This is a genomic window from Streptomyces sp. MJM8645 (assembly GCF_001625365.1).
Lineage (GTDB): Bacteria > Actinomycetota > Actinomycetes > Streptomycetales > Streptomycetaceae > Kitasatospora.
Genome location: NZ_LJJF01000001.1, coordinates 2,726,416 through 2,742,774, shown reverse-complemented (window position 1 = coordinate 2,742,774; position 16,359 = coordinate 2,726,416). Strand labels below are relative to the sequence as shown.

At 74.2% G+C, this 16,359-nt stretch carries 8 protein-coding genes; all 8 read left to right on the top strand.

Annotation, left to right across the window (positions count from 1 at the left end):
- Positions 1-46: 46 nt before the first annotated feature.
- The 8 genes from A6F73_RS11640 (at position 47) to A6F73_RS43985 (ending at position 16,298) form a co-directional block, all read left to right on the top strand.
- Entirely contained in the window at positions 47-3,088 is a 3,042-nt protein-coding gene (locus tag A6F73_RS11640) for a helix-turn-helix transcriptional regulator (RefSeq protein ID WP_244293360.1), read from the top strand.
- Positions 3,089-3,621: 533 nt separating this feature from the next.
- Positions 3,622-6,555: an EAL domain-containing protein gene (locus A6F73_RS11635; protein ID WP_063351123.1), complete on the top strand. Its 2,934-nt coding sequence runs from the start codon at positions 3,622-3,624 to the stop codon at positions 6,553-6,555.
- Between the two features lie 333 nt (positions 6,556-6,888).
- Positions 6,889-8,742, top strand: a complete 1,854-nt coding sequence (locus tag A6F73_RS11630; RefSeq protein WP_063347728.1) for an acetolactate synthase large subunit — start codon at positions 6,889-6,891, stop codon at positions 8,740-8,742.
- A gap of 36 nt (positions 8,743-8,778) precedes the next feature.
- Positions 8,779-9,303 carry an acetolactate synthase small subunit gene (gene ilvN / locus A6F73_RS11625; protein WP_030302941.1) on the top strand — a complete coding sequence of 175 codons (525 nt, stop codon included), beginning with the start codon at positions 8,779-8,781 and terminating at the stop codon, positions 9,301-9,303.
- Positions 9,304-9,418: 115 nt separating this feature from the next.
- Positions 9,419-10,417 (top strand): ketol-acid reductoisomerase, encoded by a 999-nt coding sequence (gene ilvC, locus A6F73_RS11620; protein ID WP_063347727.1) that lies wholly within the window; start codon positions 9,419-9,421, stop codon positions 10,415-10,417.
- A 237-nt stretch (positions 10,418-10,654) separates the two neighbouring features.
- Positions 10,655-12,244 carry a phosphoglycerate dehydrogenase gene (gene serA / locus A6F73_RS11615; RefSeq protein ID WP_063347726.1) on the top strand — a complete coding sequence of 530 codons (1,590 nt, stop codon included), beginning with the start codon at positions 10,655-10,657 and terminating at the stop codon, positions 12,242-12,244.
- Between the two features lie 282 nt (positions 12,245-12,526).
- Positions 12,527-12,688, top strand: coding sequence for a hypothetical protein (locus tag A6F73_RS42185; protein ID WP_167745858.1), 162 nt, complete (start codon positions 12,527-12,529; stop codon positions 12,686-12,688).
- Between the two features lie 274 nt (positions 12,689-12,962).
- The gene (locus A6F73_RS43985) at positions 12,963-16,298 is read left to right on the top strand and encodes a S8 family serine peptidase (RefSeq protein WP_063347725.1); all 3,336 of its coding nucleotides are present in this window, start codon (positions 12,963-12,965) and stop codon (positions 16,296-16,298) included.
- Positions 16,299-16,359 lie beyond the last annotated feature (61 nt).

The window sequence follows — 16,359 nt, the reverse complement described above, 5'->3', positions numbered from 1 at the left end:
GATAACCCCTCGGCCCGCCACCTCCGGCTATGGCATGCTCGCCTCCATGCAGCAGATATCGGTGAGTCCCGTCTTCGTCGGCCGCGGCAGCGAGATCACCGAACTGACCGACGCACTGCGCCGGGCCGGCTCCGGCAGCCCGCAGGCCGTGCTGATCGGCGGCGAGGCGGGCGTCGGCAAGACCCGGCTGCTGGAGGAGTTCCTGGAGCGGGCCGCCGCCGGGGGAGCGGTCACCACGCTCGGCGGCTGCCTGGAGATCGGCGCCGAGGGCCTGCCGTACGCCCCGCTGGCCGCCGCGCTGCGCCGGCTGCACCGCTCGCTGGGCGCCGAGCTGGAGGCCGCTGCGGTCGGCAGCGAGGGGCACCTGGCCCGGCTGCTGCCCGAGTTCGGCGAGGCCGACGGTGAACCCAACGACGAGTACGGCCGGGCCCGGCTGTTCGAGCACACCGCGAGGCTGTTCGAGCGGCTCGGCGCGGAGCGTACCCTCGTGTTCGCCGTCGAGGACCTGCACTGGTCCGACCGCTCCACCCGCGAACTGCTCGCCTTCCTGGTCCGCACCCTGCACCGGTCCCGGGTGCTGCTGGTCGCCACCTACCGCTCCGACGACCTGCACCGCCGCCACCCGCTGCGCCCCTTCCTGGCCGAGCTCGAACGGCTGCGCACCGTCCAGCGGCTGGAGCTGGAACGGTTCGGCCGCGGCGAGGTCGCCGCCCAGCTGGCCGGCATCCTCGGCACCGCCGACCCCGACCGGAAGCTGGTGGACCGCATCCACCGCCGCTCCGAGGGGAACCCGTTCTTCGTCGAGGAGCTGGCCACCGCCTTCGAGGACGGCTGCGGCGCAGGGCTCACCGACTCGCTGCGCGACATCCTGCTGGTCCGGGTGGAGAGCCTGGTCGAGGAGGCCCAGCGGGTGGTGCGGATCGCCGCCGAGGGCGGCTCGCACGTCGAGCACGCCCTGCTGGCGGCCGTCCTGGACGACGACGAGGAGGCGCTGATCGAGGCGCTGCGGGCGGCCGTCGGCGCCAACATCCTGCGCCCGGACGGCGAGGGCGAGGGCTACCGCTTCCGGCACGCGCTGGTCCGCGAAGCGGTCTCGGACGACCTGCTGCCCGGTGAACGGCACCGGATCAACCGCAAGTTCGCGCTCGCCGTGGAGGCGCAGCCGCAGCTGGTCTCCTGCGACGCCCTACCCGCCCGGCTGGCCAACTACTGGTACCACGCGCACGACCCGGCCCGCGCCCTGCCGACCGCCCTGGACGCCGCCCGGGCGGCCCGCCGCCGCAACGCCTTCGCCGAGCAACTGGGCATGCTGGAACGGGCCCTGGAACTGTGGGACATGGTCTCCGAGGAGGTGCTGGCGCACACCCTGCGCCCGTACGACTGGGCCGAGACCTACCCGCCGGGCTCCTGCGACCACAGCACCGCCGACGGGGACTGCGACCGGATCCAACTGGTCGACGTGCTGGCCGAGGCGGTGGTCGCGGCCCGGCGCTGCGGCGACCGCGAGCGCGGCCTGAGCCTCGCCAGGCGGGGGCTGCGGCTGGTCGACGAGGCCGTGCACCCGGTGCGCGCGGCCTGGTTCCGGATCAACCGGGCCCGGATGCTGGGCAATCTGCGCCGCTCCGGCGACGACGAGGAGATCCTGCACGCGCACCGGCTGGTCGACCACCTGCCGCCGTCCGCCGTCCAGGCCGAGGTGTTCGCGCTCGGCGCCGGGGTGGCGATGCTCAAGAAGCCCGGCCCCGAGCACATCGAGCTGGCCGAGCGGGCGATCCGGATCGCCCAGGAGGTCGGCGCGCACTCCGTCGAGGTGCACGCCCGGATGACGCTCGGCGGCCTGCGCTACGACGTGCACGGCGATGCCGACGGCGGGCTGGCCGAACTGGCCGGGGCGGTCGAGGCGGCCCGCCGGCTGGGCGTGCCCGACCTGCTGCTGCGCGGCGTCAACAACCTGGCCAGCATGCAGCGCGGGGTGGGCCGGGCCGAGGAGGCGGTGGTGCTGGCCCGTGAGGGCCTGGTCTACGCGGACGGCAACGGCCTGCTGCGCAACATCGGCACCATCCTGACCGGCAACCTGGCCGAGGCGCTGACCGACCTGGGGCGGATCCGGGAGGCCGCCGAGGTGCTCGACGCCTGCGAGCTGACCAGCCTGACCGGCACCCACGCCGAGTTCCTGGACCGGATGCGCGGCGACCTCGCGCTGCTGCGCGGGGACCTGGCCGGCGCGGCGACCATGCTGGCGCAGGCCCGGTCGGCCAACCGGGTCGGCCAGCTCCAGCACAGCGTGCCGATCAGCCGGCTGGCGGTGCGGATCGCCGCGCTCGCCGGTCGGCCGCTGGAGGCCCGGGAGGAACTGCTCACCGCGCTGGCGGAGGAGGGGCGGCTCGGCCACGAGTCCGACGTGTACCCGCTGCTGGTCGAGGCCGCCACGGTGGAGGCGGACAGCCGGGGCCTGCCGGAGGCCGCGGCGGGCCGGGCCGAGGCACTGGCCGCGATCGCCGCGCGGGCGGCCCGGCTGCGGCCGCGGGCGCCGATGCACCACGGCTGGGCCCGGCTGCTGGAGGGCGAACTGGCCCGCGCCGAGGCCGCCGACACCCCGGAGCAGTGGGCCGCCGTGGTCGCCGCGCTGCGGCCGACGGGGCTGCCGTACCCGCTGGCGGTCGCCCTGCTGCGGGCCGGCGAGGCCGAGGTGCTGGCCGGGCGGCGCGAGGCCGGGGCCGAACTGCTGCGCGAGGCGCGGGAACTGGCCACCGTCCGGGGCGACCGTCCGCTGCTGGCGGAGGTCGCGGGCCTGGCCGACCGGGCCGGGCTGACGCTGACCCCGGTGGCGGCCGCGCGCCCGGCCGCCGGGCCGGCCGCGACCCCGCCCGCCGGGGAGTCCTTCGGCCTCACCCCCCGTGAGCGGGACGTGCTCCGGTTGCTGGCGCGGGGCTGGAGCAACCGGCAGATCGCGGAGGAGCTGTACATCTCTCCGAAGACCGCGAGCGTGCACGTTTCCAACATCCTGGGCAAGCTCGCGGTCACCGGCCGGGGTGAGGCGGCAGCGCTGGCGCACCGGCTGCGGCTGTTCCCGGACGATCCGGCGTAGGCCCTGTCCCCCCGGGCCTCCCGCTGACCCGAGCGCCCGGCGCCGGGCCTCCTGACCGTCTCCGGTCCGGGCGGCCCGGGGCCGGGCGCCGTCGCGTGCTCCCGTGCGCGCCGCGTGAGCCCCTGGTCGCGCGCCGCCGCCAACCGGGCCGATCCGCCGGAATCGGGTGCATTTCCCCACCCCCTCGCCATTACTCTAAGTTGAGTGCATGTGTCATTGAGTGACGGATTTGGTGTAGGGTCCCGATCGGGAACATCGGTGCGGTGTGGTGACCGGAAGGCCGCCCACCCCCTGGGCCTCCGTCCTGACGGGGCGCCAGGCCACCGCGTACGACCGAGAGGCGCGCGGCCGGTGGCCCGTGGCCGGGGCGCCAGGCCCCGGGCCGGAGGGGGAGAGGCCGAGTGAGCTCCACCGATACGGTGCTGCCCGGGGCCGGACGGCCGGGCGTGCCACCCGCCGACGCGTCCGAGCCCGACACGTCCGCGCCCGGCGCAGCCGCAGCCGGCCCGCCCGCCCCCGGCCGGCGCGGCCCGCTGAGCCGGCTCCGGGAGAGCCGGACGCTGCCCGGCCTCGTCCTCGGCGCGCTCTGCCTGGCCTACGCCCTGGGCGCCGCCACTGGCTGGGGATCCTTCCAACTCTCCATCTTCATGGGCGACTTCGGCCTGGCCGCGGCGGCGCTCGCGGCCGCGCTGTCCTGCCTGGTGTACGGCTGCACAGCCGGCGGGCGCGCCCGCCCGGCCTGGCTGCTGTTCGGCCTCTCCTCGCTCATGGTGGCCTGCGGCAACGGCACCTGGGGCTGGTACGAACTGGTCGCCCGCAGCCCGCTGCCGCAGGACTCGCTCGCCGAGTACGCCTTCCTGCTGTTCTCCCCGCTCGCCATCACCGGTGTCCTGGTGCTCGCCCAGCGCCCGCGCTCGGCCGCCGGCTGGCTCTGCCTGCTGCTCGACGGCTGGCTGATCGCCGGCTCGCTGTTCACCCTCAGCTGGAGCCTGGCGCTCGGCCGGATCGCCGCCGGCGAGGTCGGCTCGCCACTGCGGTTGGCCCTCAACCTGGCCTACCCGGTGCTGGACATCCTGCTGGTCAGCCTGGTCGTCGGGCTGCGCTTCGGCGGCCGGGACGGCAACCGGGCGGCCGTGCACACCGCGATGGTGGCGCTGGCCGTCACCGTCCTGTGCGACGCCCTGTTCACCTCCCCGGAGCTGCGCAGCAGCTACCGCTCGGGCGAACTGCTGGACGCCGGCTGGTTCTCCGGCAGCCTGCTGCTGGCCTGGGCGCCGTGGTCGCCGCGCTGGCGCCGCCCGCTGCGCGAGCACCCTTCGGCCGGAGGCCTGCCGCGCCGCCGGGTGGCCACCACCTTCAGCGCGCTCACCCCGTACGCGGCCGCCGCGGTGTGCACCGCCGGGATCCTCTACAACGCCCTCGGCGGGCGGGAATTGGACCGGGTGGTGGCCGCGGCGGCCTGCACCGTCGGCCTGGCGCTCATCCTGCGCCAGGGCGTGATGCTGCTCGACAACCTCTCGCTCGCCCAGGAACTCGCCCACAAGGAGGCGCACTTCCGCTCCCTGGTGCAGGGCTCCAGCGACGTCATCATGATCGCCGGCGCCAACGGCGTGCTCTCCTACGTCTCCCCGGCCGCGCTCGGCGTCTACGGGCGGGACCCGGAGGAACTGGTCGGCGGCAACCTGCTGGACCTGGTCCACCCGGAGGACGTGGACCGGGTGCTCGCCGAGGTCCGCCGCTACCTGGCGAGGGTCCGGCTCACCGCCCACCGCTCCCCGGGCACCGCCGAGCCGTCCGCCCGGGTGGAGTGCCGGATCAGTTCCGGCGGCGGCGAGTGGCTGCACGTCGAGTCGACGGTCAGCCGGCACCGTGACGGCCTGATCCTCAACAGCCGGGACGTGACCGAACGCGTGATACTCCAGGCCCAGTTGCAGCACAACGCCTTCCACGACCCGCTCACCGACCTGCCCAACCGGGCGCTGTTCGCCCAGCGGCTGCGGGCCGCCCTCGGCGCCCGCGGCCAGCAGGGCGAGGGCGGCGTCGGGGTCGCGGTGCTCTTCCTCGACCTGGACGGCTTCAAGGCGGTCAACGACACGGCCGGCCACCAGGTGGGCGACGAACTGCTGGTGCAGGCGGCCCGCCGGCTCCAGGGGGCCGTCCGCTGCGGGGACACCGTCGCCCGGTTCGGCGGCGACGAGTTCGCCGCGCTGGTCTGCGGCCCGCTCGGCCGGCTCCAGGTCCAGGAGCTCGCCGAGCGGCTGCGGATCGCGCTCTCCGAGCCGTACTGGATCGGCGGCGCCGAACTCGGTGTCGCCGCCAGCATCGGCATCGCCTTCGGCACCCCCGAACGCGGCCCGGCCGCCGACCCGAGGGCGGCCACCGACGAGCTGATGCGCAACGCCGACCTCGCGATGTACCGGGCCAAGTCCGAGGGCAAGGGCCGGGTGGTGCTCTACAACCCCGCGATGCGGGCCGATCTGGAGCGCCGCACCGAACTGGAGGAGCGGCTGCGGGCCGCCGTCCGGGAGGGCGGCTTCACCCTGCTCCACCAGCCCGTGGTGGACCTCGGCAGCGGCGCGGTGACCGGCGTCGAGGCGCAGGCCCGCTGGCGTTCGGCGGGCGGCCTGCTGCTCACCCCGGCCGAGTTCCTGCGCTCGGCCGACCACGGCGACGCGGCCACCCGGTTCTCCCGCTGGCTGGTCCAGGAGGCGGTGACGGCCGCGGCCAACCGGCGCGGCCAGTCCGGCCGCAGCCGCAGCGGCCCCGCGCCCGTCCCGGTCGCCGTCCGGCTCTCCACCGAGCGGCTGTGCTCGCCCGGCCTGTACGAGACGGTGGCCGCGGCGCTGCGCGACAGCCGGCTGCCGGCCGGCGAGCTGGTGATCGAGGTGGCCCGGATGGGCCCGGACTCGCTCGCCGACGAACTCGGCCGCCGGCTGGCCGCGTTGCGCCGGCTCGGGGTCACCACCGTGCTGGCCGGCTACGGCGCCGGCAGCGGCTCGCTCGGCGAGCTGGCCCGGCTGCCCCTGGACGGCCTCAAGCTGGACCGCACGCTGGTGCAGGACCTCGGGGAGTCCGCGCTCAGCCGCACGCTCGCCGGGCACGCCCTGCGGCTCGGCCACGACCTCGGCCTGGTCACCGGCGCCGAGGGGGTGGACCTGCCCCGCCAGGTCGCCGCGCTCCAGGAGCTGGGCTGCCGGCAGGGCCAGGGTTCGGCCTTCGCGCCGCCGCTGGACGAGACCCGGCTGCGCCGGGCGCTGGTGCGCCGCGGCTACCCGCTGCCCAGACCGCTCGGCTCGGTCTCGGCCCGGCGCGCGTACCTGGCCGCGGAGGCCCGGACGGGTGGCCGCGGGGAGGGCGGCGGGGGGCGTGTCGTGCATCACCACGGTGCCCCCGACCTGCCCGAACGCCGCGCGGTGACCGGTCCAGGGCCAGGTCCGCATGGCGAGACGGTCATCCCACCTGCTTGACACGTGCCCCCGGACAGGAGGAGGGTCGTTGCCATGCGCACCCGAATTCTCGTACTTGGCGGGCGCGTCGGCTGAGCGGGTTCACACCCCCCGCTTGTGACAGACCGACGCGCCACCCCTCGCATGCCCTTGGCACGAGGGGTTTTTTGTTGCACTGACGCTGTTCCACCACCGCAAGACCCCTGGCCCCGACCGTCCGATCCGCCCCGATTCGCGGGGAGGAAGCGGGACGATTGAGGCAGAGCCGGCGATCGGCCCGAAACCGGGACCCCACCCTCGCACCACCGGGGCCCGAAACCACCGGGCCGGCACATTCCGAGAAGAGACAGGCAGATGACTGAGCACGCCGCATCCCCCCGCCGCGGGGACACCACGGCCGCCCACGCTCCCGCTCCCCAGCACGTCGTCGAAACCATGACCGGCGCCCAGTCGCTCATCCGCTCGCTGGAGGCCGTGGGCGCCGACACCGTCTTCGGCATCCCGGGCGGGGCCATCCTTCCCGCGTACGACCCGCTGATGGACTCGGCCAAGGTGCGCCACATCCTGGTCCGCCACGAGCAGGGCGCCGGCCACGCCGCCACCGGATACGCCCAGGCCACCGGCCGGGTCGGGGTCTGCATGGCCACCTCCGGCCCGGGCGCGACCAACCTGGTGACCCCGATCGCCGACGCCTACATGGACTCCGTGCCGATCGTCGCGATCACCGGCCAGGTCTCCTCCAAGGCGATCGGCACCGACGCCTTCCAGGAGGCGGACATCTGCGGCATCACCATGCCGATCACCAAGCACAACTACCTGGTCACCGACCCCGCCGAGATCCCCCGGGTGATCGCCGAGGCGTTCCACATCGCCGCCACCGGCCGCCCCGGCCCCGTCCTGGTCGACATCGCCAAGGACGCGCTCCAGGCCACCACCACCTTCCGCTGGCCGGTCGAGCTCTTGCTGCCCGGCTACCGCCCGGTCACCAAGCCGCACGCCAAGCAGATCCGCGAGGCCGCGAAGATGCTGGTGGGCGCCAAGCGCCCGGTGCTGTACGTCGGCGGCGGCGTGATCAAGGCGCAGGCCACCGCCGAGCTGCGGATCCTCGCCGAGCTGACCGGCGCCCCCGTGGTCACCACCCTGATGGCGCTCGGCGCCTTCCCCGACAGCCACCCGCAGCACCTGGGCATGCCCGGCATGCACGGCTCCGTCCCGGCCGTCACCGCGCTGCAGAAGGCCGACCTGCTGTTCACCCTCGGCGCCCGCTTCGACGACCGCGTCACCGGCAAGCTGGACGGCTTCGCCCCGCACGCCAAGGTCGTCCACGCGGACATCGACCCGGCCGAGATCGGCAAGAACCGCCCCGCCGACGTGCCGATCGTCGGCGACGCCCGCGAGGTGCTGGCCGATCTGATCGTCGCCGTCCAGGCCGAGTTCGACGCCGGCCACAAGGGCGACTACTCGCAGTGGTGGGAGAAGCTCGACGAGTGGAAGAAGACCTACCCGCTGGGCTACGAGCCCGCCCCGGGCGGCCGGCTCTCCCCGCAGCAGGTCATCGAGCGGATCGGCCGGCTGGTCGGCCCGGAGGCGATCTACGCCGCGGGCGTCGGCCAGCACCAGATGTGGAGCTCGCAGTTCATCCGGTTCGAGAAGCCGGGCACCTGGCTCAACTCGGGCGGCGCGGGCACCATGGGCTACGCCGTCCCGGCCGCGATGGGCGCCAAGGCCGGCCGGCCGGACACCGCGGTCTGGGCGATCGACGGCGACGGCTGCTTCCAGATGACCAACCAGGAACTGGCCACCTGCGCCCTGAACGACATCCCGATCAAGGTCGCGGTCATCAACAACGGCTCGCTCGGCATGGTCCGCCAGTGGCAGACGCTGTTCTACAACCAGCGCTACTCCAACACCGTGCTGCACGCCGGCCCCGACCACGACGGCATCGCGCCGCCGGCCCAGGGCACCCGGATCCCCGACTTCGTCCTGCTGTCCGAGGCGATGGGCTGCGTCGGCCTGCGCTGCGAGCGCCCCGAGGACCTGGACGCCGTCATCAAGCAGGCCATGGAGATCAACGACCGCCCGGTCGTCATCGACTTCATCGTCCACCAGGACGCCATGGTCTGGCCGATGGTCGCGGCCGGCACCAGCAACGACGAGATCCAGTTCGCCAAGGGCGTCCGCCCCGACTTCGGCGACGACCTCGACTAACGCCCCCCTTCAACTCCAGAGCGCCTGAGGAACCCCATGTCCAAGCACACCCTCTCCGTCCTGGTCGAGAACAAGCCCGGCGTGCTCGCCCGCATCGCCGCCCTGTTCTCCCGTCGGGGCTTCAACATCGACTCCCTCGCCGTCGGCCCGACCGAGCATCCGGACGTGTCCCGGATGACCATCGTGGTCAACGTCGAGGACCTCCCGCTGGAACAGGTCACCAAGCAGCTCAACAAGCTCGTGAACGTGATAAAGATCGTCGAACTCGACCAGTCCGCTGCGATCCAGCGGGAACTGGTCCTGGTGAAGGTCCGCGCCGACAACGAGACCCGGTCGCAGATCGTCGAGATCGTCCAGCTGTTCCGTGCCAAGACGGTCGACGTGTCCCCGGACGCGGTGACCATCGAGGCCACCGGAAGCTCGGACAAGCTGGAGGCCATGCTCCGGATGCTGGAGCCTTACGGCATCAAGGAGTTGGTCCAGTCCGGCCTGGTCGCCATCGGGCGCGGCGCCCGTTCGATCACGGACCGCTCGTTGCGCGCCCTCGACCGCAGCGCCTGAGCACCCCCGAGACGCAGGCCGTCTCACACCCTGAAGCACCGCCCCACGCCCCCGCCGGTACGCCTACCGTAGAGAACGCGTACCCGGCAACCATCACGCAAGGAGATGTGCCCCCGTGGCCGAGCTGTTCTACGAAGACGACGCCGACCTGTCCATCATCCAGGGCCGCAAGGTCGCGGTCATCGGCTACGGCAGCCAGGGCCACGCCCACGCGCTGTCCCTGCGCGACTCCGGCGCCGACGTCCGGGTCGGCCTGAAGCCGGAGTCCAAGTCCCGTGCCAAGGCGGAGGAGGCCGGCCTGCGCGTCGTCACCCCGGCCGAGGCCGCGGCCGAGGCCGACGTCATCATGATCCTGGTGCCGGACCCGATCCAGGCCGACGTCTACGAGGCCGACATCGCCCCGCACCTGAAGGCCGGCGACGCCCTGTTCTTCGGCCACGGCCTGAACATCCGCTTCGGCTTCATCAAGCCCCCGGCGGACGTCGACGTCTGCATGGTCGCCCCGAAGGGCCCGGGCCACCTGGTCCGCCGCCAGTACGAGGAGGGCCGCGGCGTCCCCGCGATCGTCGCCGTCGAGCAGGACGCCTCCGGCAAGGCCTTCGACCTGGCGCTGTCCTACGCCAAGGGCCTGGGCGCCACCAAGGCCGGCGTCATCAAGACCACCTTCACCGAGGAGACCGAGACCGACCTGTTCGGTGAGCAGGCCGTCCTGTGCGGTGGCACCGCCGCCCTGGTGAAGGCCGGTTTCGAGACCCTGGTCGAGGCCGGCTACCAGCCGGAGATCGCCTACTTCGAGTGCCTGCACGAGCTGAAGCTCATCGTCGACCTGATGTACGAGGGCGGCCTGGAGAAGATGCGCTGGTCGGTCTCCGAGACCGCCGAGTGGGGCGACTACGTCACCGGCCCGCGGATCATCACCGACGCCACCAAGGCCGAGATGCGCAAGGTCCTCGCCGAGATCCAGGACGGCACCTTCGCCAACACCTGGATCGCCGAGTACAAGGCCGGTCTGCCCAAGTACAACGAGTACAAGAAGGCCGACGAGGACCACCTGCTGGAGACCACCGGCAAGAAGCTGCGCTCGCTGATGAGCTGGGTCGACGACAAGGCCTGAACCGGCCTCGGGCTCTGCCCGATTTTGTAACTTCCTTGTACAAGTAGGCTGCTCCCGTCCGGGTGATTTCGCCGGACGGGAGCAGCCTGGTACCCAGCCCGTCGATACACTCCGAGTGCGCGTCAGGCCCACAGCGTCGTGCGTCTACCTACGCGGCATGCCACCTTCCCCCCGCCGTCCACGCCACCCACGTGCCGGGGAGAACCGCAGAGTTAAGGACACACTGTCGTGAGCACTGTGACATCCAAAACCGCCGTCGTCCTGATCGCCGAAGAGCTGTCGCCCGCCACCGTCGACGCCCTCGGCCCCGACTTCGAGATCCGCCACTGCAACGGCGCCGACCGCACCGAGCTGCTCGGCGCGATCGCCGACGTCGACGCGATCCTGATCCGCTCCGCCACCAAGGTCGACGCGGAGGCGCTGGCCGTCGCCCGCAAGCTCAAGGTGGTCGCCCGGGCCGGGGTCGGCCTGGACAACGTGGACGTCGCCGCCGCCACCAAGGCCGGCGTGATGGTCGTGAACGCGCCGACCTCCAACATCGTCACCGCCGCCGAACTCGCCTGCGGCCTGCTGATCTCCGTCGCCCGCAACATCGCGCCGGCCAACGCCGCGCTCAAGCAGGGCGAGTGGAAGCGCAACAAGTACACCGGCGTCGAGCTGAGCGAGAAGACCCTCGGCGTCGTCGGCCTCGGCCGGATCGGCGTCCTGGTCGCCCAGCGGATGTCCGCGTTCGGCATGAAGATCGTCGCGTACGACCCCTACATCCAGGCCGCCCGCGCCGCCCAGATGGGCGTCAAGCTGGTCACCCTGGAGGAGCTGCTGGAGGTCTCGGACTTCATCACCGTCCACCTCCCCAAGACCCCCGAGACCATCGGCCTGATCGGCGACGAGGCGCTGCACAAGGTCAAGCCGACCGTGCGCATCGTCAACGCCGCCCGCGGCGGCATCGTGGACGAGGAGGCGCTCGCCAACGCCCTGCGCGACGGCCGGGTGGCCGGCGCCGGCCTGGACGTGTACACCAAGGAGCCGTGCACCGACTCCCCGCTGTTCGGCTTCGACAACGTGGTCGCCACCCCGCACCTGGGCGCCTCCACCGACGAGGCGCAGGAGAAGGCCGGCATCGCCGTCGCCAAGTCGGTGCGCCTGGCGCTGGCCGGCGAGCTGGTGCCGGACGCCGTCAACGTCCAGGGCGGCGTGATCGCCGAGGACGTGCGCCCGGGCCTGCCGCTGGCCGAGAAGCTCGGCCGGATCTTCACCGCGCTGGCCGGCGAGGTCGCCGTCCGGCTCGACGTCGAGGTCCGCGGCGAGATCACCCAGCACGACGTGAAGGTGCTCGAACTGTCCGCGCTGAAGGGCGTGTTCGAGGACGTGGTGGCGGAGACGGTGTCCTACGTCAACGCCCCGCTGTTCGCCCAGGAGCGCGGCGTCGAGGTCCGCCTGACCACCTCCAGCGAGAGCGCCGAGCACCGCAACGTGATCACCGTCCGCGGCACGCTCGCGAACGGCGAGGAGATCGCCATCTCCGGCACCCTGGCCGGCCCGAAGCAGACCCAGAAGATCGTCGGCGTGGACGCCTTCGACGTGGACGTCGCGCTCACCGACCACATGGCCTTCTTCAAGTACGAGGACCGCCCCGGCGTGGTCGGCGTGCTCGGCCGCCACCTCGGCGACGCCGGCATCAACATCGCCGGCATGCAGGTCGCCCGCGACGGCGGCGGCGCGCTCGCCTCCATCACCGTGGACAGCCAGATCCCGCAGGACGTGCTGTCGGCGATCGCCGCCGAGATCGGCGCCCGCTTCGCCCGCTCGGTCGACCTGGGCGCCTGAGCCCGACGCCCCCCGGGGCCCGGACCGCCGTTCGCCGGCGGTCCGGGCCCCGCTGCGTTCCCCCGGGGGGGTGCCCGTCTCAGATACTAGGAAATCCAAGTATTCGTGCAGACACGGCCCGGGCCCGGTCGTACCGTGGAAGGGCGATACGGCGTGCCGACCCTGTAGACAGGGCGTTCGGCCCGTGTCCGCGTGCGCCTTCACGGGCAGGCGATCCCTGCCCCCGCGCGTACCCCTCCCCTCCCGCGCCCTCTTCGGGGCGCCGCTTCCAAGGAGCCCGGTATGCCCCTCACCGCCGACCGCCACGCCACTGCCGCCCCCGCCGCCACCCCCGTCCGCGCCCCGCGCCGGCGCCGGGCCGCCGAGCGGAACCCCTTCGCCGCCGCCGCGCTGCAGCGGGCGCTGGACCGCCGCGACAACGGCGGCTCGACCGGGCACCTCTGACGGGAACCCCTGGCGGGCCTGTCTGTCAAGGGTCGTCGGACGGCCCTCCTCGGGGGGCTTCTCCGACCCGGCCGTTCATCTGCCGAATAGGCCGCTCGGGCTGCCGTCAGGTCACCCGGTCGAGTGCAACCGGCGTCCGTCCGAGGGAAGTTGCTCGCGCTCGCCGGCGCGATCATCCTAATTTGGGGCCCCCGGAAGGGTGATCGACGTTCGCGCGGGCGGGCGTCAGCGACACGGTGTGCGGATCAGTCCCCCTGCCGGGGGAGAGGGCCCAGTGCGCCTGCCATCCGTCCGCCGACCCATCACCCGGATCGGCCTCACCCTGGCCGTGCTGGCCGGGAGCGCGGCGCTCGCCGCCACCCCGGCCTCCGGCGGGCCCCCGACGGAGCCGTCGAGGGCCGGCCGAACGGCCACCGTCCTGCTCGAACTCGGCACCGAGCCGGCCGGCCCCGCCTGGCGGCGCGCCGCCGACGGGGCCCGGCGGGCCCAGCGCTCCCCGGAGGCCGCCCGCCGGGAGGCCGCCGATGCCGGCGCCGCCCAGCGCGCCAAGGCCGGCGAAGCCCTCGACCGGCTCGCCGCGGCCGTCCACCGGGCGGCGCCCACCGCCGGCGAGCTCTACCGCACCCGCACCCTGCTCACCGGCCTCGCCGTCAACGCGCCCGCCGACCGGCTGCCCGCCCTGCGCGCGCTGCCCGGCGTCCGGGCCGTCCACCCGATCGTCCGCAAACAGCGGGACAACGCCTACTCCGTCCCGCTGATCGGCGCCCCGCAGGTCTGGGCCGGCGCGACCGGCGATGGCAACACCGGCCAGGGGGTGCGGATCGGCATCATCGACAGCGGCATCGACTACACCCACGCCGACTTCGGCGGCCCCGGCACCGAGGCCGCCTTCCGCTCCGTCGAACGCGGCAAGCCGGCCCCGCCCGAGCTGTTCCCCAACGCCAAGGTGATCGGCGGCAAGGACCTGGTCGGCGACGACTACAACCCCGACCCGTCCTCCCCCCACCACCAGCCCGTCCCGCACCCCAGCGACAACCCGATCGACTGCGACCGCAACGGGCACGGCACCCACGTCGCCGGCACCGCCGCCGGCTACGGCGTCACCGCCGACGGCCACCCGTACACCGGCCCCTACCGGCCCGGACTCGACCCCGCCGGGTTCAAGGTCGGCCCCGGCGCCGCCCCCGGCGCCCAGCTGTACGCGATCCGGGTCTTCGGCTGCGACGGCTCCACCGACCGGCTCGCCCAGGCCCTCGACCTCGCCGCCGACCCCAACGGCGACGGAGACCTCGGCGACCGCCTCGACGTCGTCAACCTCTCCCTCGGCAGCCGCTTCGGCAACCCCGACGACACCGATGCCCTCGCCGTCGACCGGCTCGCCGCCCTCGGCACCGTCGTGGTCGCCGCCGCCGGCAACGACGGCGACGTCTACGGCATCGGCGGCAGCCCCGGCACCGCCGCCCGGGCCATCGCCGTCGCCGCCTCCGTCGACCCGCACAGCGACACCGACGGCCTCACCGTGCTCGCCCCCGCCGACCTGGCCGGCGTCGTCCCGGCCCACTGGAGCGAGCGCTACCAGGGCTGGTCCAGCGCCGACGTCAGCGGCCAACTCGCCCTGCCCGCCGACCAGTCCGACGGCTGCGCCGCCTACAGCGAAGCCGACCGGCAGCGGCTCGCCGGAAAGATCGCCGTCCTCACCTGGCGCACCCGCGACACCGAACGGGCCTGCAACTCCGGCCCCCGCGCCGACCACGCCGCCGACGCCGGTGCGATCGGCGCCCTCTACGCCGCCGACACCGACCACCTCGCCGAGATCTCCGGCAACGACCGCATCCCGGCCGCCCTGCTCGCCCACGCCGACGGCGAACGGCTCCGGCAGGCCGCCGCGGCCGGGCCGGTCGAGATCCGCCTCGCCGCCCCCGGCAACCCGCTGCACGGCTCCGTCTCCCAGGACCAGCCCGCCCGCACCGACACCCTCACCGACTTCTCCTCCCGCGGCATCGGCGTCCCCGGCATCGTCAAACCCGACCTCGCCGCCCCCGGCGAGACCATCTGGTCCGCCCTCGTCGGCAGCGGCAGCGGCGGCCAGCGCGAGGACGGCACCTCGATGGCCACCCCGCACATCACCGGCCTCGCCGCCCTCGTCCGCGCCGCCCACCCCGACTGGCCGGTCGAACAGCTCAAGGCCGCGCTCATGAACACCGCCGTCGACACCTGGCTCGGCGACGACCACGGCGGACCGGTCTACGGCCCCGAGCGCACCGGCGGCGGCCGCGCCCAGGTCGACCGGGCCGTCCACACCCCCGTCGTCGCCTACGCGGCCGGCGACGGAGCGGCCGAAGGCAGCGTCGGCGTCTCCTACGGGCCGGTCGAGATCGCCGGGCCGACCGCCCTCGGCCGCGACATCGAGGTGCGCAACCACGCGGACCGGCCGCTGAGCTACCGCACCGGCTACGCGGCCGCCACCGAACTGCCCGGCGCCACCTTCGAGGTGACGCCGGACCAGGTCGACGTCCCGGCCGGCGGCACCGCGCGGGTGCACGTCACCCTCGCCGTCCCCGGGGAACTGGGCCGCGCCCCCGACCCCACCATCGACACCCTGCAGAACGGCAAGGCCCGCAGCTACCGCGCCGAACTCTCCGGCCGCGTCCTGCTCACCCCCGTCACCGACCCGGCCCTGCCCCAACTGCGCGTCCCCGTCCTCGCCGCCCCGCGCCCGGCCACCGACCTCACCGCCACCGCCGCCGCCCGCACCACCCGGGACGGCACCGTCCTGATGCTCGGCGGCAGCGCCGCCCCCGGCAACCGGCCCGGACTCGTCACCGCCCTCACCCTCGGCGGCGAAGGCACCCGCTGGGCCGACTGCCCGCCCGACAGCGAAGCCGCCGTCGGGCCCGGGGCCGGCATCCGGCCCGACGACGACGCCGCGCCGGCCGACCCCCCGCAGGACGTCTGCGTCCAGCACCCCGGCGACCGGGCCGCCAACCTGCGGGTCGTCGGTGCCGCCACCAGCTCCGACCTGCTCTACGTGGGCGCCCAGCTCTGGGCCCCGGCCGCCACCCCGGTCGGGCTCTACGGCGTCCGGGTCTCCCTGGACACCGACGGCGACGGCACCACCGACGTCATCCTCGAAGCCGACCGGCTGCGCAACAGCGACGTCCTCGTCTCCCGCGCCCTGGACGCCCGAACCGGCGCCGAACTCGACGTCCAGCCGCTCAACGGCCACTGGGGCGACACCGACACCGCCCTGCTGGACGGCGACGCCGTCGTCCTCCCCGTCCGGCTGAGTGCCCTCCCGGGCGTCCGGGAAGGCCACAGCACCATCCACTACGGCGTCTGGACCAGCACCGTCGCCCCCGGCACACCCGACCCGGCCGAGTCCTACTCCGCCATCGGCCTGCGCGGCACCCGCCCCGTCCTGGCCCTCGACGTCCTGCACCCCGCCGTCGACATCCGCGCCGGCCTCGGCGGCCCCGCGGCCCTCGCCACCCCGGTCCGGCCCGGCACCGTCCTCGACATCCGCCGCACCCCCGGCGACACCTCCCGCCTGCTCCTGCTCCACCACCTCAACCCCGCCGCCCACCGGAGCCAGGTGATCAGCCTCCCCTGACCGCACCCGCCCGAGGGGCGGCCCGCCGACCTGGCGGGCCGCCCCTCGCGCGTCGTGCCGC